Here is a 21983-nt window from a genome sequence, read left to right as displayed (position 1 = left end):
CTTTACGCCGCCGAGCCCTTCTTCAATCCGACCATAAATTCCTTAAACGCCTCGCGCAGCGGAGCGAACACCGGGTGTTTGCGGTTTTCGATCATCACTTCGGAGAACAGCTTCAATCCTACGGCGAAGGCCGCGCTCTGCTCGGGGCCGAAGTTCAGATCGTCACGCGCCCGAATGCGCTCGACGATCTCGAGAATATCGTCGTGGTTGGTCACCTCAAAACTCAGCGGTGCTTTCTCGACGGGGTTGCCCTGGCGATCGCTCAGGGCTTCAACGGTAATGTTAAAACGGTGGCCGGGCATCAGTTCTTCTCCTGCTGCGTGGGTTGAATATGCATTTCGCTTTCGATCGCCGCCACGGCGGTCAGCAACGCAGCGTTGATGCGCTCCACCTGCTGCGGCGTGAGATCGGCGCGCATCACGTTGCCGCGCAGCAGGCTGCGCAGACGGTTCATGGCGTCGTAGATGCCTTCCGCCAGGTTGCCGTGCCGATGATGCTCGCGGCCGGCGCCCGCCAGGCGCGCCAGAATGACGTCAACCACCTGTTGATGCTTTTGCAGCTCGCCCTCGCCCGCCGCGGTGATGCGGTAGCTTTTGCGGCCGTTGCCGGTGGTGAGCGGTTCGAGGAAGTCCTGCTCTTCCAGCAGCGTCAGCGTGGGGTAAATCACCCCCGGGCTCGGCACGTACAGGCCGGATGACGCTTCCTCGATCGCCTTGATCAATTCGTACCCGTGGCTGGGCTTGCGCGCCACCAGCGCCAGCAGCACCAGGCGCAGATCGCCGTGTTCGAACAGACGATGACGCCCGCCCCGGCCACCGCGCCCACCTCGGCCGTGCTCTTCGCCTTCGCCGCCGAAGTGATGGCGTCCGCCGCGATGACGGCGGCCCTCTTCGCACTCATGATGGTGGTGGTGATGCCGGTGTAAACCTAATCGATGAAACATAGGGTGATACCTCGCTTTAACAGTGAACATCAATACGAGGTTGTTTAGATATATCTAAACAGCGTCGATAGCGCTAATCTAGATCGATATATCTAAATGCGCAAGCACGTACCGTGAAAAAGATATATCTAAATTACAGGCATAAAAAAAGCGCTGTAAAAACAGCGCTTTTTATCCATCAAGAAAAGCGATTACTTGGCGGAAGCCAGCACTTCGCTGACGATCTCGACCGCTTCGTGCTCAATCTTCTCGCGGTGTTCCGCCCCGAGGAAGCTCTCGCAGTAGATCTTGTAAGCCTCTTCAGTGCCGGAAGGACGGGCCGCGAACCAACCATTGTCAGTCATCACTTTCAAGCCGCCGATCGACGCGCCGTTGCCCGGCGCCGCGGTCAGACGTGCGGTGATCGGATCCCCGCCCAGCGTACTGGCCTTGACCATCTCCGGCGACAGTTTGGACAGCGCCGCTTTCTGCGCATGGGTTGCCGGCGCCTGGATGCGGTTGTAGCTCGGCGCGCCGAAGCGCTTGGCCAGATCGTCATAATGATGCTGCGGGTTCTCACCGGTTACCGCGGTGATTTCAGCCGCCAGCAGGCACATGATGATACCGTCTTTGTCGGTCGACCACGGCTGGCCGTTGAAGCGCAGGAACGAGGCCCCGGCGCTTTCTTCGCCGCCGAAGCCCAGGCTGCCGTTGAACAGGCCGTCCACGAACCACTTGAAGCCGACCGGCACTTCCACCAGCTTGCGCCCCAGGTCAGCCACCACGCGGTCGATCATCGCGCTGGATACCAGCGTTTTACCTACCGCCACATCGGCGCCCCACTGCGGGCGATGTTGGAACAGGTAGTTGATGGCTACCGCCAGATAGTGGTTCGGGTTCATCAGGCCCTTCGGCGTGACGATGCCGTGACGGTCGTAATCCGGATCGTTGGCGAACGCCAGATCGAATTTGTCGCGCAGCGCCAGCAGGCCGGCCATCGCCGACTCGGACGAGCAGTCCATGCGGATGATGCCGTCATGGTCCAGGTGCATAAAGCGGAAGGTCTGATCGATGGAGTCGTTCACCAGAGTCAGATCCAGCTTGTAGTGTTCCGCCACCCGCTGCCAATAGGCGATGCCGGAGCCGCCGAGCGGATCCACGCCCAGCTTCAGGCCGGCGCGTTGAATGGCCGGCATGTCGACCACGTCAACCAGGCCTTCGACATAAGGCTGCACCAGATCTTTGGCATGCAGGTGGCCGCTGTTCCAGGCCTTATCCAGCGACTGACGCTGAACGCCTTTCAACTGCTGCGCCAGCAGTTCGTTGGCGCGCTTCTCGATCACCGACGTCAGGTTGGTGTCAGCCGGGCCGCCGTTCGGCGGATTGTATTTGATACCGCCATCTTCCGGCGGGTTATGGGACGGCGTAATGACGATGCCGTCGGCCTGAGCGCCGCCGCGGCGGTTGTGGCACAGAATGGCGTGCGATACCGCCGGCGTTGGCGTGAAGCCGTTGTTTTCCTGCACGATCACATCGACGCCGTTGGCGGTCAGCACTTCCAGCACGGAAATGAAGGCCGGCTCGGACAGTGCATGGGTGTCTTTGCCCACGTAGCACGGGCCGGTAGTGCCTTGCTGATAACGAACTTCGGCGATCGCCTGAGCGATGGCGAGGATGTGCGCTTCGTTGAAGCTGTGGCGCTGCGCGCTGCCGCGGTGGCCGGAGGTACCAAACTTCACCGCATGTGCGGCATTGCCGGCTTCCGGTTGCAGCACATAGTACTGCGACGTCAGCTGGGCTACGTTGATCAGATCGCTTTGGCGGGCGGGCTGCCCGGCACGTGGATTATTCGCCATCGACATATCTCCCTCATCCCTGTCGGTGACCGGGCAAATACGTCGCGCACGGCCATCATGACGGGCTGTTCGCTAAATTAGACGGTACCGCAAACTTTCTCGATCAGTTCCGCCGGGAACTGCATCGCCTGCATGATGTGTTCGATCATGCTGCGCTTGCGGCCGGTATTGGTATTGGTGATCACCCAGTAAGGGGTGCCCGGTACATGCTTCGGCTTGGTGTGCGTGCCGTTGGCCAGCAGAGTCTGCTGATCGCCGGCGAAATAGGTGCGGGTACGGCCGGTCAACGCCTCGGTAGCGGCGGCGAAACCGGCGGCATCGAGGGTGTACAGCGTGGACAGCACCAGCATGAAACGGTTGACCGCTTTGTTCTGCTCGGCGTATTCATCCGACAGCAGCAGTTCACGCACGGCGCGTACGCGATCGCGCGGACGCTGAGCCGGCACCGCTTTTTCCAGCTCGACGGACTGTGACGCACTGGCGGCAGGCAACGCGCGCACCGGTTGCCCGGCGGTGAATTTCAACATGCGGCGTAAAATATCGGACGCGCTTTCACCGATGTGTTGCGTGTGGCTGGCAATATAACGGTAAAGCTCTTCGTCGACTTCAATAGTTTTCATCTTTATCCAATACTGTTTTTTCTACTTAGAACCTGAAGCCAGATCCTGCATTCAAGCCATGGGATTATAAGGTTAAAAGCGCTGGGGCGAACACAACAATGTGCCTCCGGACGGCAAATGCAGACTAATACCTATAGCCGGCACTGCCAAGCCCGCGCCGCGAAAATTCCGCATGATTCATCGTGCGATTCAATCATGATACCCTAATCTGAATCTCTCTCAGTATGAACTTCGCCATGAAATTACATTATCAACTGCTGGCCGCCGAGTCAGACGCGCTGCCGGTGCTGCTGATCCACGGGCTGTTCGGCAATCTGGACAACCTGGGCGTGCTGGCGCGCGATCTGCATAAACAGCACAGTGTGATCAAGGTCGATCTGCGCAACCACGGCCTCTCCCCGCGCGCCGACGACATGAACTACCCCGCCATGGCGCAGGATCTGCTGGCGCTGCTCGACGAACTGCAGCTGGAAAAAGCGATCGTCATCGGCCATTCGATGGGCGGCAAAGCGGCGATGGCGCTGACCGCCATCGCGCCCGAGCGCATCGCCAGGCTGATCGTCATCGACGTCGCGCCCGTGGATTACCAAACCCGCCGCCACGACGAGATCTTCGCCGCGCTGAAGGCCGTCAGCGCCGCCGGCATTACCCAGCGCCAGGCGGCTGCCCAACTGATGCGCGACTACCTGCAGGAAGAAGGCGTGATCCAGTTCCTGCTGAAGTCCTTCCACAACGGTGAATGGCGCTTCAACCTGCCGGTACTGATCGAACGCTACGCAGACATTACCGGCTGGCAGGAAGTCCCGGCCTGGCCGCATCCGACTCTGTTCATTCGCGGCGGCCTGTCGCCGTACGTGCAGGACAGCTACCGTGCGGATATCGCCCGCCAGTTCCCGCAGGCCCGCGCACACGTCGTCGCCGGCACCGGCCATTGGGTGCACGCCGAAAAACCGGAAGCGGTGCTGCGCGCCATCCACCGTTTCCTCGGCGAAGCCTGAAAAACGCACTCACCTGGCGAAAAAACGCGCTAAAGATAACGGCTTAGCGCGTTTAGCCCGCAGTTAGGCATTGTCGCCGCTCCATCTGCTGGGGTAATATGGCGCGCTATAATTTTGCCGCCGCGCCAGCGCGTTCGCGAACGCCGGTTCGGAGGTGAATTTGGGTTAGGGTTTATTGGCCCGAAGTGTGTTAACCGATGCCTCCGGAAGCGTGCGAGCGCTTTTTGATGCAAACTCCCTTGCAGTACCGCTACCTATGGCAAAAGAACAAACGGATCGCACGACGCTGGATCTGTTCGCAGATGAACGCCGTCCGGGGCGCCCGAAAACCAACCCGCTTTCCCGCGATGAACAGCTTAGAATCAATAAGCGCAATCAGTTACGGCGCGATAAAGTGCGTGGATTGCGACGCGTAGAGCTGAAAATCAACGCGGACGCGGTGGATGCCCTGAACAAACTGGCGGAACAGCGCAACATCAGCCGCAGCGAACTCATCGAGCAGATGCTGTTGGCACAACTGGCGGAAGAACAGCCGGAACATTGATCTCTTCGGCCGCACGCGCGGCGCGGCGTTAAGGACAACGCCGGATCGACCCCGCTTTTCTTCATTCTCCGGCATCGCATAAATGCGATAAAACCCCGGCGCCACTTTCTGGCATGATACGCATTTACCGGTAAGAGACTGCGCCTGTCGGCGCCCGCCCCGGAGGCGAAAGGCTCTTGCCATGGCATCATTTTAATCGGCGTCAGCGGCGGCAGTGCTGGCATCGAGTAATGCAATTACTTGAATTTAAAGGTTATACGCGATATGGCTACTGTAGGCATTTTCTTTGGCAGCGACACTGGCAATACCGAAAACATTGCCAAAATGATCCAGAAAATTCTCCAGAAACAGTTTGGCGACGACGTCTCTGAAGTGCATGACATCGCTAAAAGCAGCAAAGAAGACCTGGAAGGGTTCGATATCCTGCTGCTGGGTATCCCGACCTGGTACTACGGTGAAGCGCAGTGTGACTGGGATGATTTCTTCCCGACGCTGGAAGAAGTCGACTTCAACGGCAAACTGGTGGCGCTGTTCGGCTGCGGCGACCAGGAAGACTACGCGGAATACTTCTGTGACGCGATGGGCACCATCCGCGACATCATCGAACCGCGCGGCGCGGCCATCGTGGGCCACTGGCCGACCAAAGGCTACCACTTCGAGGCCTCCAAAGGTCTGGCGGACGACGATCACTTCATCGGTCTGGCGATCGACGAAGACCGTCAGCCGGAGCTGACCAACGAGCGCGTGGACGCTTGGGTCAAACAGATTGTCGAAGAGCTGAGCCTGGCCGATATCGTCGGCTAAACCCCGGCACTGGCGAAAGGTTGAACAAAGGCCCTGTAAAGTGCATAGTGTGCCGACAGGGCCGTCATCGGCAACAGGGATTGCTGCGATAGAAGCTACAGATTTGTAACTTCCCACCCCGTCACGGTAGACTGAGATATCGGTTTATCCCATCCATCAAGGCGTTGCATGCAAAACATGCAATAGTGCAATTATATCTTTGTTAACAACCGGCGGTTTCCATTTAGTACAACCGGTTCTATAATGAGACGCATTAACTCTTTGTGCCGACCGATGCCACAGGCGAGTACGCCTCAACTTGATTAGCATAGTAACAGGACTGAATTCGCATGACCGACAACAACATCGCATTGAAGAAGGCCGGCTTAAAAGTCACGCTTCCGCGACTCAAAATCCTGGAAGTACTGCAAAATCCGGAATGCCATCACGTCAGTGCGGAAGATTTGTACAAAAAACTGATTGATATGGGCGAAGAGATCGGGCTGGCAACGGTTTATCGCGTACTGAACCAGTTTGACGATGCGGGCATTGTGACACGTCACAATTTCGAAGGCGGCAAGTCCGTGTTCGAGCTGACCCAACAGCATCACCACGATCACCTGATTTGCCTGGACTGCGGCAAAGTGATCGAATTCAGCGACGAATCCATCGAAGTGCGCCAGCGTGATATCGCCAAGCAGCACGGTATCAAGCTCACCAACCACAGCCTGTACCTGTACGGCCACTGTGAAACCGGTGACTGCCGCGAAGACGAAACGCTGCACGACAAGAAGTAAGCCCTGACCGGCTATGAAAAACCGCCTCACACCGAGGCGGTTTTTTTATGCCCGCCGTACAGCAGACAAAAAAATCCCCGGACAAGCCGGGGGAAAATCATGTCATGAAATATCACAATTGCAGCGGCACAGCGACTCCACGTACTACTCTCACTACAACGTCCGCCCTACGCCGACACGCGTGGGCGAACGCATTCCCCCTTCGTTATACGGCCGCCGCCAGGGCAGCGGGCCGTTGCACCGGGCTTAGACCTTCTCGGCGCGGCTGTAGCGTTTGCCGTCCGGGCTGACCGAACGCACCTGCACTTCACCGGAGATCGCCGGCTTGGCCTTGGCATCATAGCGCTGCCACTGCTTGCCACCGTCGGTGGAGTACTCGATGCCCAACCCCGGCAGCGCGATATTCGCCTCCAGCTTGCCGCCCGCTACGCGTGCGCCCGGTACCGGCAGACGGTAAGCGACGCCGCCCTTGTCCAGCTTGGCCAGTTCACGCTGGCCCAGGATATTGGCAAAGCGCAGCCAGTCTTTCTCCAGCGTCTTGGTATCGACAAAGTGGGTTTCCCCGCCTTTGTATTCGCGGCCGGCACGATAGTCCTGCTCCCAACCGGCGCGGTGCCAGGCGCGTTCTGCCACCGAGAGCGCGCGCGGGAAGATCATGTATTCCATCTGCGGGTCGGTGCGCTGGGTTTCGCTCCACAGCTGAGCGGACAGCCCGTAGGCGCCCGGCCACGGCTTGTCGCTCTTGGCGTTGAAGTGGTTGCCATCGCGATCGACCGAGGTTTCCGCATTCTGCGGCATGTTGTCCGGCGCGAAGCTGAACACCTTGCGTTCGTCGCTGAAGCGGGTACCCCAGTAGTAACCGCGCTCGTCCGGGTTCACCTCGTAAGGGAAGTCCATATAGACGTAGTCCGGGTTGGAGACCACCACTTCATACCCTTTATTGGCCCAGTCGTTAACGCTATCGAAACCGCCCCAATACAGGGTGTCCCAGAAGTTGACGCCCACGCGCGAGGTGGCGAACGCCTTCGAACTCTCGGCGTCTTTCAGGCCGTCTTGCCAGGCCTGCATTCTGTCGATGCCGTGCGCTTTCACCAACTTGCTGACCTCTTGACCAAAGTAGCTCGGCAGGTGCTCCATGTCGGCCACTTTGCCCTCTTTGATCATCACCTGGCACACCTGAGACTTGGCCCACGGCTTGTCTTCATTGCTCTGGTCAATGATGCCTTTACCCGGTTCCGGTTTCGCCTTGTCGGTGTAGCCGGCGCCCAGGCGGATGTTTTTCGCTTCGTCGCCGCCGAAGTGCCAGGTCTTGATCGGCTGGCCGGCTTCTTTATGCATCTGGGCAATCTCGCCAATCACCTTGTCGACAAAGCGCTGGGAGGAATCCAGGCACGGGTTCAGGTAACTCTGACGGTTAAAGAACTGCACGGAGGTGGTATTGGAGGTATCGGTCGGATCCACCAGGCGGAACTCGTTGGCCTCCTGCTCTTTGCCGGCGGCATGCAGTTTCTTGTAGCGCGCTTCCATCGAGACCACCGCCGCGCGGGCGTGCGCCGGCATGTCGATCTCCGGGATCACCTCAATCTGGCGCGCCTGGGCGTATTTGATGATGTCGATGTAGTCCTGACGAGTGAAGAAACCGCCGTAGACATCCGGCCCCTGGCCGTACTGCGGCAACAGGCAGGTGGTTTCGCTCAGATCGTGGCAGCGCTGGCCGCCGACTTCCGTCAGCTCCGGCAAACCGGGGATCTCAATACGCCAACCTTCGTCATCGCTCAGGTGGAAGTGGAATTTGTTGAGCTTGTAAGCCGCCATCTGATCCAACAGGCGCAGCACCGCATCCTTCTTATGGAAGTTACGCGCCACGTCGAGGAAAATGCCGCGATACTGGAAGCGCGGCGCGTCGCTGGCGTCGAGCGTAGCGATCTTGCCGCTGCCGTCGCTCGGCACTAACGACAGGATAGACTGCAGCCCGTAGAACACCCCGGCCTGATCGAAGCCGATCACCCGCGCCTCTTTCTTGCCAATTTTCAGCTCATAGGCGCCCGGCACCGCCATCGCGCCTTTAAATTTGCCCGGCTGGATGTCGGTTTTGATCGGGTAACCGTTGGCCTGAACCGGCACGCCCAGCAGCGCGAAGCGCTGGTTGACGACGTCCGCCGCCGGCTTAACCAGCGTGCTCAGATCCGGCGATACCCCTTTGCGCAGATCGACGTCCTGCGCGTGAACCTTCACCTGCATCGGCGTCGGCACGATCTGGCCGCGCAGCGCACCGGCAGGCAGCGTCTGCAGATCGGCATTGCTGACAAAGCGCGAAGCCGGCGTCATCAGAATGTTTTTGTCGTCCTTGGTGCGCTTCCACTGGTCGCCGGTGAACGGCGCCACAAACTGATCCAGGTTTTCGGTGTCGGTATTCGCCAGCATTTTCGGCTTAGCGTCGCCGGAGGTGGCATACCAGCGCGGCAGGAAGTCGTTTCTGAACAGCTGCCAATATTCGGCGACCACCGGGATTTCCACCGCCTTACCGGCCGGGAAGCCGCTGAATTTGGCGGTCGGCTCCAGCTTGTACAGATCGCCGGTGAGGTGAGCGATCTTGAACTGGTCGTTGTCTACCCGCAGGGTCTGGCGCGGGCTGTGGAAATAGATGACCCAGTCTTTGCCGTCGATCGCCTGGCCGTCGTTGCTGAGGGTGAACAACACCCGGTTGCAAGAGGCCCAGTCAGCGCCCAGCGCCGCGCAATCCACGCCGTTTTCGCCGGCGCGGTTATCCAGCATTTTCACGTTCAGCTTCAGCTGGCTAAGCTGATCCACCAGCTGTTGATCGGCCATGGCGCTCCCCATGCCGCCCAGGAATCCCATCGTTGCCGTCAAGGCGGCAAGCGCGCTCAGTTTGAATGCGTTCATCTTCTTATCCTTCTTAATTATTGTTATCGCGAATTTCTTGCCACAGCTTGCCGCACTTGGCGTCGTAAGCCTGACCGTTACCGCTGTGCACCGCCATAATGCAGTTCTGATAATCCATCACCCGCACCGTTTCCTGCGCGGCGAACTGCTGGTGCTGCTTCTCTTGTTTCAGCACGTTCAGCACCGCCTTACAGGGCTGCAGACGCTCCGGCGAGCCTTCGGCAGTGTTGATGCAGGCGCTGTAAGCCTGCTTCAACTTGGCGTCTTCCGGCGGCGCGGTGGGTTGCGCGCAGGCGCTCAGGGCCGCAGCGGCCGCCAACATCAGCATGATTTTTTTCATCGTTGAATTCCCTTAACTGCCCCGGCGGCGAGGCCGGGGAACGCATCAGAAGATGGTGAATGGCGCGATGACCATGAACTTGACGTCTTTCTCGTCCTGGAAGATGTTGCCGTAACCGCCGCCCCAGCTCGGGATGTTGGTGTGGTTGTCATACTGGGTGTAGTGCAGTTTGATCAGGGTGCCCTTGGCGCGCCCTTCCTGGATGGTATACATCGCGTCCAGGCTCCAGGCGCTCTCTTTCAGGCGCTGGCTCTGATCGTAGATCGGGTTGGTGCTCGGCTTGGCGTCCCAGGCGTAAACGTAGGAGCCGCCGACCGCCATGCCCGGCAGGTTCCAGTTGCTGAGGTCATACATCACGCCGGCGTACACCGCTTTCTCGCCGTTGGCGTTAAAGTCGGAGCGGTTATCCCACCACACGTCCAAACGACCGTTGGACGAAGCGTAGGTCGGGGTCATGCGCTGCAGGAAGAAGCCCTGGTTGCCTTCCGCCTTGACCATGGTGCCTTCCAGACGCCAGTTGAACTGCCCGGTGGTGTAACCGAAGGTCAGCGCCTGCAGCCAGGCCAGACCGTCGTAGATGCTGTTCGGATCGTTCTTGTCGCTGATGCGGTCTTCCGCACCGTAGAACTGGTAACTGGTGGTCAGCGGGTTGCCCAGCAGATCGAATTTGTAAGACGCCTTGGTGAAGTATTGATTCACATACCCCTGTGCCTGGCCGAAGGCAGCTTCCAGCACCAAATCGTTTTTGAAATCGTACTTGGCGCCCAGCGAGTGCAGGTAGGAGACACGGGTTTTCTTATCGTTCTGGCGGAAGTCATCCACCTCGATATGCCACGGCGCCTTGTATTTGTCGGCCCACATGTAGGAGAAGCTCAACGCGCCGGCATCGCCGTAATCGAACTTGGCGCCGGCTTCAGCCCCCTGATAGGTGCCCGGCATAAAGCTCCAGTGCGGCGCCAGCAGGGTTTGGCCGCTCGGCTGAATATAGCCTGCGCGCGCCCAGACCGGGCCGTATTTGAATTTGGCGGCGGCTTTGTACAGGCTCACGCCGCCTTTGTCACCGGAATAGTCTTCGTCGTAGGTACGGTTTTTAGAGGAGAACGCGATCTCGTTCGGGTGGCCGCTGGCGCTGGATTCCGCCAGCTCGATGGCGGTAAAGGCGCCGACGTCCAGACCGAACATGTCCCAGGCGTAGCCCGACGCGAAATCCAGGCTCAGGTTGGCGGTGGAGTGCGACAGATTGGTGGTGTATTGGTTGTAATCCTTGCTGTCCGGATTGAGATCTTTACGGTCGCGCTCACGTTGCCAGTAATAAATGCCGCCGGTCAGCGTGGAATCATCGATAAACCCTGCGGCTTTCGCCTCAGGCGCCATGGCAAACCCTGTTCCCAACAGCGCGCCCGCGACTGCGAGCGCCAGCGTTTTACGCTGAGCACCGTGCGTACCCATAGTGAAATTCCTCTTTGACTTAACTTAAAAGTTGCAGCCGCCTGTGTTCACCACTGCCCTGCACGACTGCCAATAAAAAACCCGAACGGGTAAAAAATATTGCCGACGAGATGTTATTCCCACAGCACTAATTGCTACAGACAGACTATTTTTCGCGACGCGAATTATCAAATGAAAAATGCGGAAGATTTGTCAAAGTATGACAAGGAGCACATATCAGTGATATTTTGTTACGCCGGCGATCATGGAAGGTGTCGAATAAAAAATTCAATTAAATCAGAATAAATTGAGATACAAGGTCAACCAGAGACGATTAATGGTTTCAGCCTGACTAAATTCGTCAGGCAGACGATAAAAATTGAGAGCGCTCTCTAAATGAAATTAATTCGCATCACGAATATATAAGTGAAAATTAAGATTAGTAAAGCCAATATCAGAAAACTTATGGCCTCACGCGCTGCGATTAATTAAACGCAGCCCAGATAAATGTGAGAGGAATAGATTATTCACTAAATCGCAGGTATAAAAAAGCGCGGCCTAAGCCGCGCTGATTCATTAATTTTCGAGGCTAATAAGATTAGCCTTCGATTTTCGCCCAGGTGTCACGCAGGCCGACGGTGCGGTTAAACACCAGATGCTCGGCCGACGAGTAACGGTTGTCGGCGCAGAAGTAGCCTTCACGCTCGAACTGGTAGGCTTTCTCCGGCTGTGCGGCCGCCAGGCTCGGCTCAACGAAGCCGTGCTTGATCACCAGCGATTCCGGGTTGATGGTGGAGAGGAAGTCCTCCGCCGCGCCCGGGTTAGGCACGCTGAACAGGCGATCGTACAGGCGAATTTCCGCCGGCAGCGCGTGCGCCGCAGACACCCAGTGGATCACGCCCTTCACCTTGCGGCCGTCGGCAGGATCTTTGCTCAGCGTTTCCGCATCGTAGCTGCAGAAGATGGTGGTGATCTCGCCCGCTTCGTCCTTCTCGACGCGCTCGGCCTTGATCACGTACGCATTGCGCAGACGCACTTCTTTGCCCAGCACCAGACGCTTGTACTGCTTGTTGGCTTCCTCGCGGAAGTCGGCGCGATCGATATAGATTTCGCGGCTGAACGGCACATCGCGGCTGCCCATTTCCGGTTTGTTCGGGTGGTTAGGCATGGTGACCATTTCCACCGCATCGCCCATGTTCTCGATGACGATTTTCACCGGATCCAGCACCGCCATGGCGCGCGGGGCGTTCTCGTTCAGATCGTCACGGATGCAGGATTCCAGCGCCACCATCTCGACGTTGTTGTCTTGCTTGGTCACGCCGATGCGCAGGCAAAACTCGCGGATAGAGGCGGCGGTATAACCGCGACGGCGCAGACCGGAAACGGTCGGCATACGCGGATCGTCCCAGCCCTCAACGATCTTCTCGGCCACCAACTGGTGCAGCTTGCGCTTCGACATGATGGCGTATTCGAGGTTGAGGCGCGAAAACTCGTACTGACGCGGGTGGCAAGGAATGGTGATGTTATCCAGCACCCAGTCATACAGACGGCGGTTATCCTGGAATTCCAGAGTACACAGCGAGTGGGTGATCCCTTCCAGCGCATCGGAAATGCAGTGGGTGAAATCGTACATCGGATAGATGCACCATTTATTGCCGGTCTGGTGGTGTTCGGCGAACTTGATGCGGTACAGCACCGGATCGCGCATCACGATAAACGGCGAAGCCATATCGATCTTGGCGCGCAGGCAGGCGGCGCCTTCGGCAAACTCGCCGTTGCGCATCTTCTCGAACAGCGCCAGGTTCTCTTCCACGCTGCGATCGCGGTACGGGCTGTCTTTGCCCGGCGCGGTCAGCGTGCCGCGATATTCACGGATCTGCTCCGGCGACAGCTCATCGACGTAGGCCAGGCCCTTGGAGATCAGCTCAACCGCATACTGATGCAGCTGATCGAAATAGTCTGAGGAGTAACGAACGTTGCCGCTCCACTCAAAGCCCAGCCACTCCACGTCGTGCTTGATTGACTCCACGAACTCGATGTCTTCTTTCACCGGGTTGGTGTCATCGAAACGCAGGTTGCACTGGCCCTGATAGTCCTTGGCGATGCCGAAGTTCAGGCAGATGGACTTGGCGTGGCCGATATGCAGATAGCCGTTAGGCTCCGGCGGGAAGCGGGTATGTACCGACGTGTGTTTCCCCGACGCCAGGTCTTCATCGACGATCTGACGGATAAAATTGGTTGGGCGGGCTTCAGCCTCACTCATTTCACTGTTCCTCAATGCAAAGCGCTACACATAACCGCCTATGATCCAACAAGCCACGTCTGGAAACAACCGTTTGTTTCACGAAAAATGCGGCGCGTTGCACCATCGGCGCGCAGCGCACCGCCATGGGGCGAAACGGAATAAAAAAAGCGGGAAGAGATCGCTCTCTTCCCGCCAAGTCGGGGCAAACTCCGCCATGATGCGTGACCGGCCCCGGATACTACTCAGGTAAAAACGGCCTTACTTTTGGATCTCGTACAGCTTGGTCTGACCGGCGACCACCGAGCCGCTGGCCAGCGCCGCCAGGCCGGCGTAGTCGTCAGCGTTGCTGACCACCACCGGGCTTATCATCGAGCGCGCGTTAGCGTTCAGGTAATCCAGATCCAGTTCCAGAATCGGTTGACCGGCTTTCACTTCCGCGCCCTCTTCCACCAGGCGTTTGAAGCCCTGGCCTTCCAGCGCGACGGTGTCGATCCCCATGTGTACCACGACCTCAGCGCCCTTGTCGGTTTCCAGGCAGAACGCGTGGTTGGTATTGAAGATTTTCACCACGGTGCCATCCGCCGGCGCCACCACGATCTTGTCGGTCGGGCGAATCGCCAGGCCGTCACCGACCGCCTTGCTGGCGAAAGCTTCGTCCGGCACCTGATCGAGCGCCACGACTTCACCCGTCACCGGCGCCACCAGCGTTTCAAACGCGACTTTCGGTGCGTTCGGCACCGCCTGCGGTTTGACTTCCGCGGCAGGGGCCGCCGCCGGAGCCGCCACAGCCGCTACCGGGCCGGCCGCAATTACGTTGCGCATTGCGCTGGCAATCAGCTCGGCACGGGTGCCGACGATCACTTGTACGCTCTGCTTGTTCAGACGAATAACGCCCGACGCACCAAGGCGTTTCGCCAATGCGTCGTTCACCAGCGCAGAGTCCTTCACGTTCAAACGCAGGCGGGTGATGCAGGCGTCGATGCCGGTCAGGTTGTCGGAGCCGCCGATCGCGCCAACGTAGCGACGGGCCAGCGTGGTGGTTTCGTTCTCGTCTTTACCGGCGCTGCTGTTGACGTTGACGTCATAACCGTCGGTTTCGTCACCGGCAACCGCCAGCTCGCGGCCCGGGGTCATCAGGTTGAACTTGTTGATGGTGAAGCGGAACACCACATAGTAGATAACGAAGAACACCAGGCCCTGCGGGATCAGCATGTACCAGTGGGTCGCCAGCGGGTTACGCACCCACAGCATCATATCCACCAGGCCGGCGCTGAAACCGAAGCCTGAAATCCAATGCATGTTAGCGGCGATGAACACCGAGATACCGGTCAGTACGGCGTGGATCACGTACAGCACCGGTGCCACGAACATGAAGGAGAACTCCAGCGGTTCGGTGATGCCGGTAAAGAAGGCAGCGAATGCCCCTGCCATCATGATCCCCAGCACCTTCGCCTTATTCTCAGGACGCGCGCAGTGATAGATGGCCAGCGCCGCGCCCGGCAGACCGAACATCATGATCGGGAAGAAGCCCGCCTGATAACGGCCGGTGATGCCAACAACCGCTTTACCCGCGTCAATCGACTGCTGGCCGCCGAGGAAGTTAGGGATATCGTTGATGCCGGCCACGTCGAACCAGAACACCGAGTTCAGCGCGTGGTGCAAGCCGACCGGGATCAGCAGGCGGTTGAAGAAGGCATAGATACCCGCGCCGACGGAGCCCAATTTTTGGATGTGTTCGCCGAAGCTCACCAGAGCGCCGAACACGACCGGCCAGACGAACATCAGGATGTAAGCGACCAGGATCATCAGGAAGGAAATGAGGATCGGCACCAAACGGCGGCCGCTGAAGAACGACAGCGCCTTAGGCAACTCGACACCGCTGAAGCGGTTGTACACTTCGGCGGAGATGATACCCACCAGAATACCAACGAACTGGTTCTCAATCTTGCCGAACGCGGCAGGCACCTGATCGAGCGGGATCTTCTGAATCATCGACACGGCGGCCGGTGAACAGAGGGTCGTCAGCACCAAGAAACCGACGAAACCGGTCAGTGCGGCAGAGCCGTCCTTATCTTTGGACATGCCGTAGGCGACACCAACGGCGAACAACACCGCCATATGATCGATAATCGCAGAGCCAGACTTAATCAATAAGGCAGCGAAAGCGTTGTCGCCGCCCCAACCAACAGGGTCAATCCAGTACCCGACGCCCATCAAGATGGCGGCGGCGGGCAGCGTGGCGACCGGCACCATCAGCGCCCGTCCCACCTTTTGCAAATAACTAAGAATGTTCACCTTTTCCCCCTATGTTGTCCGCGGACGGACCCTATTAGTAGTTTATTTGGAGCTCTCACTACCTTTTTAGAAACAATGCTTGGCACGTATCACTCATGCCGAGTGTAAAAAATTTATTTTGTATCGCAAATTAAAACCTCCTTTTTTGTGATAAATATCACCAAAAAGTAGTCTTTCCCTCCCAGATTGCTGGCCATCACACAAAACTTATTTTATCATTCAAAAAATCAACCGGACGGACGATTCACGCGAGAATCATAAAGCTGGGTTACGCTTAGGACTCCCGCAGGCCCGTACAGTATAGCTTTAGTTTACTTATCCCAAGAGGTGTTAGATGAGACTTATCCCACTGAAAGATACCGCACAAGTCGGCAAATGGGCCGCGCGTCATATCGTTCAACGCATCAACGCATTCAAGCCAACCGCAGAGCGCCCGTTTGTCCTCGGCCTGCCTACCGGCGGCACGCCGCTGGAAGCCTACAAACATCTGATTGCGATGCACAAAGCAGGTGAAGTAAGCTTTAAGCATGTTGTGACTTTCAACATGGACGAGTACGTTGGCCTGCCGCAGGAACACCCGGAAAGCTACCACACCTTCATGTACCGCAACTTCTTTGACCACGTTGATATCCCTCGTGAAAATATCAACCTGCTGAACGGCAACGCCGCGGATGTCGACGCCGAGTGCCGCCAGTACGAAGAGAAGATCAAATCTTACGGCAAAATTAACCTGTTCATGGGCGGCGTGGGTATCGACGGCCATATCGCGTTCAACGAGCCGGCTTCGTCCCTGGCTTCGCGCACCCGCATCAAAACGCTGACCGAAGACACCCGCATCGCCAACTCGCGCTTCTTCGGCGGCGACGTCAGCCTGGTGCCGAAATATGCGTTGACCGTCGGCGTGGGCACGCTGCTGGATGCCGAAGAAGTGATGATCCTGGTGACCGGCCATGCCAAGGCACAGGCGCTGGAAGCCGCAGTGGAAGGCAACATCAACCACATGTGGACCATCAGCTGCCTGCAGCTGCACGCCAAAGCGGTGGTGGTGTGCGACGAACCGGCCACCATGGAACTGAAAGTCAAAACCGTCAAATATTTCCGCGAGTTAGAAGCGGAAAGCGTGAAAAGTCTTTAATCTTTGCAGGGGGCTACGATGTTCGCTTTAACCCACGGCCGAATCTATACCGGCCACGACGTACTTGATGACCATGCAGTCATTATCGCTGATGGGCTGATCGAGAGAGTCTGCCCGGTGGCTGAATTGCCCGCCGGCATCGAAACGCGCGACCTGGGTGGCGCCATCCTGGCCCCCGGGCTCATTGACGTGCAGCTGAACGGCTGCGGCGGCGTCCAGTTCAACGATTCGCTGGAAGCAATCTCGGAAGAAACGCTGGAGATCATGCAGCGCGCCAACGAGAAATCCGGCTGCACCAGCTATCTGCCGACGCTGATCACCAGCAGCGACGAATTCATGAAGCACAGCGTCGACGTGATGCGCGCTTATCTGAAAAAGCACCAAAACCAGGCGTTGGGCCTGCACCTGGAGGGGCCGTACCTCAGCCCGGTAAAAAAAGGCACTCACAACCCGGCGTTCATTCGCAAGCCAACGCAGGACATGATCGATTACCTGTGCGCCAACGCCGACGTGATCACCAAGGTGACGCTGGCACCGGAAATGGTTGAGCCGCACGTTATTAAACAGCTGACCGAGGCCGGCATCGTGGTCTCCGCCGGCCACTCGAATGCCACCTACGATCAGGCGCGCACCGGCTTCGCCGCCGGCATCAGCTTCGCCACCCACCTGTACAACGCCATGCCGTATATCACCGGCCGCGAACCGGGGCTGATGGGGGCGATCTTCGATACGCCAGAGGTCTATACCGGCATCATCGCCGACGGCCATCACGTAGCCTGGGCGAGTATCCGTAACGCCAAACGCCTGAAAGGTGATAAATTGGTCTTGGTCACCGACGCGACCGCACCGGCGGGTGCAGATATTGACCAATTTATTTTCGCCGGTAAAACAATATACTATCGGGATGGGCTGTGCGTGGATGAGAACGGCACCCTGAGCGGTTCCGCGCTGACCATGATCGAAGCGGTGCAAAACAGCGTCGAGCATATCGGCATCGCGCTGGACGAAGCGCTGCGCATGGCGACGCTGTATCCGGCGCGCGCCATTGGCGTCGATCACCGTCTGGGCACCCTCGAAGCCGGCAAGGTGGCTAACCTGACCGCCTTCACCCGTGATTTCAAGATCACCAAAACGCTCGTTAACGGTAACGAGGTTTAATTCAATGAACAGCGAGTAACATTATTGATGAGCACTGGCGGACAAGCACAAATAGGGAACGTTGACTTAGTCAAACAACTTAACGGCGCAGCAGTTTACCGCCTGATCGACCAGCAGGGCCCGATCTCGCGCATTCAAATTGCCGAACTCAGCCAGCTTGCTCCCGCCAGCGTCACCAAAATTACTCGCCAGTTGCTGGAGCGCGGGCTGATCAAAGAAGTCGATCAGCAAGCCTCCACCGGCGGCCGCCGCGCGATCTCCATCGTGTCGGAAACCCGTCATTTCCATACCGTCGCGGTGCGTCTCGGCCGCCACGACGCCACCATCACCCTGTATGACATGAGCGGTAAATCGCTCAGCGAAGAACACTATCCGCTGCCGGAACGCACCCAGGAAACGCTGGAGAATGCGCTGTTCGCCGCCATCGCCCAATTCATCGATGCTAACCAGCGCCGCCTGCGCGAGCTGATCGCCATCGCGGTGATCCTGCCCGGCCTGGTGGATCCGGCGCTGGGCGTGGTGCGCTATATGCCGCACATCAGCGTCAGCAACTGGGCGCTGGTGGACAACCTGCAGCAGCGCTTCAACGTCACCAGTTTCGTCGGCCACGACATCCGCAGCCTGGCGCTGGCGGAGCACTACTTCGGCGCCACCCGCGACTGCGAAGACTCGATTCTGGTGCGCCTGCACCGCGGCACCGGCGCCGGCATCATCGTCAACGGGCAGATTTTTCTCGGCAACAACGGCAACGTCGGCGAGATCGGCCATATCCAGATCGATCCGCTGGGGGAACGCTGCCACTGCGGCAACTTCGGCTGCCTGGAAACCGTGGCCGCCAACGCCGCGATCGAACAGCGCGTGCGCCAGTTGCTGAGCCAGGGCTACCCGAGCAAACTGACGCTGGAAGACTGCGGCATCAACGCCATCTGCAAGGCCGCCAACCGCGGCGATCTGCTGGCCAGCGAAGTGATCGAACACGTCGGCCGCTATCTGGGCAAGGCGGTGGCCATCGCCATCAACCTGTTCAATCCGCAGAAGGTGGTGATCGCCGGTGAGATCACCGAAGCGGACAAGGTGCTGCTGCCGGCGATCCAGAGCTGCATCAATACCCAGGTGCTGAAGGACTTCCGCAAAAATCTGCCGGTGGTGACCTCCGAACTCAATCATCGCTCGGCGATCGGCGCTTTCGCCCTGGCCAAACGCGCGATGCTCAACGGCGTGCTCTTGCAGCGATTGCTGGAAAGCTGATCCGCCGCTTCTGGCAGGTGTGTTATCGTCACCTCTTGCCTGCCGTAATCATGAGAAACAGCGACAAATGAAAATCAAAAACGTTATATGCGATATCGACGGCGTGCTGCTGCATGACAATACGCCGGTGCCCGGCGCCGATCTGTTCCTGGCGCGCATCCAGGAACAAGGCATGCCGCTGGTGGTGCTGACCAACTACCCGTCACAGACCGCGCAGGATCTGGCGAACCGCTTCGCCGCCGCCGGGCTGGAAGTGCCGGAGAGCGCGTTCTATACCTCGGCGATGGCCACCGCCGATTTCCTGCGCCGCCAGGAAGGCAAAAAGGCCTACGTGGTCGGTGAAGGCGCCCTTATCCATGAGCTGTACAAAGCCGGTTTCACCATCACCGACATCAACCCGGATTTCGTGATCGTCGGTGAAACCCGCTCTTACAACTGGGACATGATGCACAAAGCCGCCTATTTCGTGAGCAATGGGGCGCGCTTTATCGCCACCAACCCGGATAGCCACGGCCACGGCTTCTCGCCGGCCTGCGGCGCACTGTGTGCCCCCATCGAGAAGATCACCGGCCGCAAGCCGTTTTACGTCGGCAAGCCCAGCCCGTGGATCATTCGCGCCGCACTGAACAAAATGCAGGCGCACTCGGAAGAAACGGTGATCGTCGGCGACAACCTGCGTACCGACATCCTGGCGGGCTTCCAGGCGGGCCTGGAAACCGTTCTGGTACTGTCCGGTGTCTCCACGCTGAGCGACATCGAAACCATGCCGTTCCGCCCGAGCTATGTCTACCCTTCCGTCGCCGATATCACTATCTTCTGATGCGGCCATGGCGGCCGCCCGGCCGCCATTATTTCCTTCTCCCTCAGCGTCAGTTTGAATTTAATTCGTTCATGGCAGCAAAAGGTTTCAGCCTGCCTGCATTAAAAATCCTCATTATAACTTTACGCCCCGCCAATAGCTGATATTGCCGGCGAGCGGAAAACCCTTACCCCTTATCAATGAGGCTACCATGAGCACAAATAACATTATTAATGCCGTCGCCGTCGATGATGCGGCCATTATGCCGTCTATCGCCAATAAAAAGATCCTGATGGGTTTCTGGCACAACTGGGCCGCCGGCGTCAGTGACGGCTATCAGCAAGGCCAGTTCACCAATATGAACCTGACCGACATTCCCGCCGAGTACAACGTGGTGGCCGTCGCCTTTATGAAAGGCCAGGGCATCCCGACCTTCAAACCTTACAACCTGTCCGACGCCGAGTTTCGCCGCCAGGTAGGCGTGCTGAACAGCCAGGGCCGCGCGGTGCTGATCTCCCTCGGCGGCGCAGACGCGCATATCGAGCTGAAAACCGGCGACGAAGACAAGCTGAAAGACGAGATTATTCGCCTGGTGGAAGTCTATGGCTTCGACGGCCTGGATATCGATCTGGAACAGGCGGCGATCGGCGCCGCCAATAATAAAACCGTCTTGCCTGCGGCGCTGAAAAAAGTAAAAGACCATTACGCCGCCCAGGGGAAAAACTTTATTATCAGCATGGCGCCGGAATTCCCATATTTACGCACCAACGGCACCTACCTGGATTATATTAACGCCCTCGAAGGCTATTACGACTTTATCGCGCCGCAATATTATAACCAGGGTGGCGACGGTATTTGGGTGGATGAACTCAACGCCTGGATCACGCAGAATAACGACGCCATGAAAGAGGACTTCCTCTACTACCTGACGGAAAGCCTGGTTACCGGCACCCGCGGCTATGCGAAGATCCCGGCGGCGAAATTCGTCATCGGCCTGCCGAGCAACAACGATGCCGCCGCCACCGGCTACGTGGTCAACAAACAGGCGGTGTATAACGCTTTCTCGCGTCTCGACGCCAAAAACCTGTCGATCAAGGGCCTGATGACCTGGTCAATCAACTGGGATAACGGCAAGAGCAAAGCCGGCGTCGCCTACAATTGGGAGTTCAAAACCCGCTATGCGCCGCTGATTCAGGGCGGCGTCACCCCGCCGCCGGGAAAGCCTAATGCGCCGACGGCGCTGACGGTCTCCGAGCTGAGCGCCACCTCGCTGAAACTGAGCTGGGCCGCCGCCACCGGCGCCTCACCGATCGCCAGCTACACCGTCTACCGCAACGGCAACCCGATCGGCCAAACCGCCGGTCTGTCGCTGGCCGACAGCGGTCTGACGCCGGCAACCCAGTACAGCTACTTCGTTACCGCGACCGACACCCTGGGCAATACCTCCCTGCCGAGCAGTGCGCTGGCGGTCAAAACCGCCAACGACGGCACGCCGCCCGATCCGGGCGCGCCCGAATGGCAGAACAACCACAGCTACAAAGCCGGCGACGTCGTGAGTTATAAAGGCAAGAAATACACCTGTATTCAGGCGCACACCTCCAATGCCGGCTGGACGCCGGATGCCGCGTTCACCCTCTGGCAGCTCATCGCCTAATCGCTAATCGATTGCCGGTCAAACTGGCCGGCAATCCCGCCATCACGCTAAAAATTGCATAATCGACAATTTTTTACGCCAATAACTGAAAATCCGTTAAAAACCTCAGCCACGCAAACAACTATTTCTCAGCGCATGGCTAAAACGCTTGCATCCTCCGCAGCTTTTGGCGCATTTTCATAACCACAGCGCAGCAAAACCGCGTTATCGCTGATAAATCGGCAATGCTGCCCATAACAGTAAAAACAACATCACAG

18 protein-coding genes are annotated in these 21983 nt (G+C 58.2%); 9 read left to right on the top strand and 9 right to left on the bottom strand.

From position 1 onward, the window contains the following. Nucleotides 1-2 precede the first annotated feature (2 nt). The 4 genes from ACSJLU_RS05830 to seqA all read right to left on the bottom strand — a co-directional run bounded on the left by ACSJLU_RS05830 (nt 3) and on the right by seqA (nt 3398). On the bottom strand, nt 3-302 hold the full coding sequence (locus ACSJLU_RS05830) for a DUF3861 domain-containing protein (RefSeq protein ID WP_342096860.1): 300 nt from the start codon (nt 300-302) through the stop codon (nt 3-5). After that, a complete protein-coding gene (locus ACSJLU_RS05825) occupies nt 302-943 on the bottom strand; it encodes a PadR family transcriptional regulator (protein ID WP_049208644.1) in 642 nt (213 codons plus the stop codon). Before ACSJLU_RS05825 ends, ACSJLU_RS05830 begins: the two co-directional genes overlap by 1 nt. 191 nt (nt 944-1134) lie before the next feature. Continuing rightward, a complete protein-coding gene (pgm, locus tag ACSJLU_RS05820; protein ID WP_197764639.1) occupies nt 1135-2778 on the bottom strand; it encodes a phosphoglucomutase (alpha-D-glucose-1,6-bisphosphate-dependent) in 1644 nt (547 codons plus the stop codon). Nucleotides 2779-2855: 77 nt separating this feature from the next. Next, on the bottom strand, nt 2856-3398 hold the full coding sequence (gene seqA / locus ACSJLU_RS05815) for a replication initiation negative regulator SeqA (RefSeq protein ID WP_025301864.1): 543 nt from the start codon (nt 3396-3398) through the stop codon (nt 2856-2858). A 224-nt stretch (nt 3399-3622) separates the two neighbouring features. Between seqA and ybfF the strand changes: the two genes are divergently transcribed. The 4 genes from ybfF (at nt 3623) to fur (ending at nt 6520) form a co-directional block, all read left to right on the top strand. Then, nucleotides 3623-4396, top strand: coding sequence for an esterase (gene ybfF / locus ACSJLU_RS05810; RefSeq protein WP_025301863.1), 774 nt, complete (start codon nt 3623-3625; stop codon nt 4394-4396). Nucleotides 4397-4652: 256 nt separating this feature from the next. After that, on the top strand, nt 4653-4940 hold the full coding sequence (ybfE, locus tag ACSJLU_RS05805; protein WP_004939936.1) for a LexA regulated protein: 288 nt from the start codon (nt 4653-4655) through the stop codon (nt 4938-4940). A gap of 264 nt (nt 4941-5204) precedes the next feature. Further along, nucleotides 5205-5744 carry a flavodoxin FldA gene (gene fldA, locus ACSJLU_RS05800; RefSeq protein ID WP_025301862.1) on the top strand — a complete coding sequence of 180 codons (540 nt, stop codon included), beginning with the start codon at nt 5205-5207 and terminating at the stop codon, nt 5742-5744. A gap of 329 nt (nt 5745-6073) precedes the next feature. Beyond that, nucleotides 6074-6520, top strand: coding sequence for a ferric iron uptake transcriptional regulator (gene fur, locus ACSJLU_RS05795; protein WP_019454058.1), 447 nt, complete (start codon nt 6074-6076; stop codon nt 6518-6520). 246 nt (nt 6521-6766) lie between these two features. On the opposite strand, the gene ACSJLU_RS05790 is transcribed toward fur, so the two are convergent. The 5 genes from ACSJLU_RS05790 to nagE all read right to left on the bottom strand — a co-directional run bounded on the left by ACSJLU_RS05790 (nt 6767) and on the right by nagE (nt 15732). Beyond that, nucleotides 6767-9424 carry a beta-N-acetylhexosaminidase gene (locus ACSJLU_RS05790; RefSeq protein WP_342096859.1) on the bottom strand — a complete coding sequence of 886 codons (2658 nt, stop codon included), beginning with the start codon at nt 9422-9424 and terminating at the stop codon, nt 6767-6769. A 13-nt stretch (nt 9425-9437) separates the two neighbouring features. Further along, on the bottom strand, nt 9438-9764 hold the full coding sequence (gene chiQ / locus ACSJLU_RS05785) for a ChiQ/YbfN family lipoprotein (RefSeq protein WP_025301860.1): 327 nt from the start codon (nt 9762-9764) through the stop codon (nt 9438-9440). 45 nt (nt 9765-9809) lie between these two features. Further along, nucleotides 9810-11213 carry a chitoporin ChiP gene (gene chiP, locus ACSJLU_RS05780; protein ID WP_025301859.1) on the bottom strand — a complete coding sequence of 468 codons (1404 nt, stop codon included), beginning with the start codon at nt 11211-11213 and terminating at the stop codon, nt 9810-9812. 577 nt (nt 11214-11790) lie between these two features. After that, nucleotides 11791-13455, bottom strand: a complete 1665-nt coding sequence (gene glnS, locus ACSJLU_RS05775; protein WP_025301858.1) for a glutamine--tRNA ligase — start codon at nt 13453-13455, stop codon at nt 11791-11793. A gap of 240 nt (nt 13456-13695) precedes the next feature. Beyond that, the gene (nagE, locus tag ACSJLU_RS05770; RefSeq protein ID WP_380827627.1) at nt 13696-15732 is read right to left on the bottom strand and encodes an N-acetylglucosamine-specific PTS transporter subunit IIBC; all 2037 of its coding nucleotides are present in this window, start codon (nt 15730-15732) and stop codon (nt 13696-13698) included. A gap of 334 nt (nt 15733-16066) precedes the next feature. Here nagE and nagB point away from each other — a divergent pair, with 334 nt between their 5' ends. The 5 genes from nagB to ACSJLU_RS05745 all read left to right on the top strand — a co-directional run bounded on the left by nagB (nt 16067) and on the right by ACSJLU_RS05745 (nt 21726). Then, on the top strand, nt 16067-16867 hold the full coding sequence (gene nagB, locus ACSJLU_RS05765) for a glucosamine-6-phosphate deaminase (RefSeq protein WP_004939952.1): 801 nt from the start codon (nt 16067-16069) through the stop codon (nt 16865-16867). Nucleotides 16868-16885: 18 nt separating this feature from the next. Continuing rightward, nucleotides 16886-18025, top strand: coding sequence for an N-acetylglucosamine-6-phosphate deacetylase (nagA, locus tag ACSJLU_RS05760; protein WP_025301856.1), 1140 nt, complete (start codon nt 16886-16888; stop codon nt 18023-18025). A gap of 27 nt (nt 18026-18052) precedes the next feature. Next, nucleotides 18053-19273 carry a DNA-binding transcriptional regulator NagC gene (gene nagC / locus ACSJLU_RS05755; protein ID WP_019454064.1) on the top strand — a complete coding sequence of 407 codons (1221 nt, stop codon included), beginning with the start codon at nt 18053-18055 and terminating at the stop codon, nt 19271-19273. A 67-nt stretch (nt 19274-19340) separates the two neighbouring features. Continuing rightward, nucleotides 19341-20093, top strand: coding sequence for an HAD-IIA family hydrolase (locus ACSJLU_RS05750; protein WP_004939957.1), 753 nt, complete (start codon nt 19341-19343; stop codon nt 20091-20093). A 190-nt stretch (nt 20094-20283) separates the two neighbouring features. Then, nucleotides 20284-21726: a carbohydrate-binding protein gene (locus ACSJLU_RS05745; RefSeq protein ID WP_380827631.1), complete on the top strand. Its 1443-nt coding sequence runs from the start codon at nt 20284-20286 to the stop codon at nt 21724-21726. Nucleotides 21727-21983: the final 257 nt, after the last annotated feature.

It is taken from the genome of Serratia bockelmannii, assembly GCF_051803255.1.
Classification (GTDB): Bacteria; Pseudomonadota; Gammaproteobacteria; order Enterobacterales; family Enterobacteriaceae; genus Serratia; species Serratia bockelmannii.
This window is presented reverse-complemented; position numbering and strand designations above follow the sequence as displayed.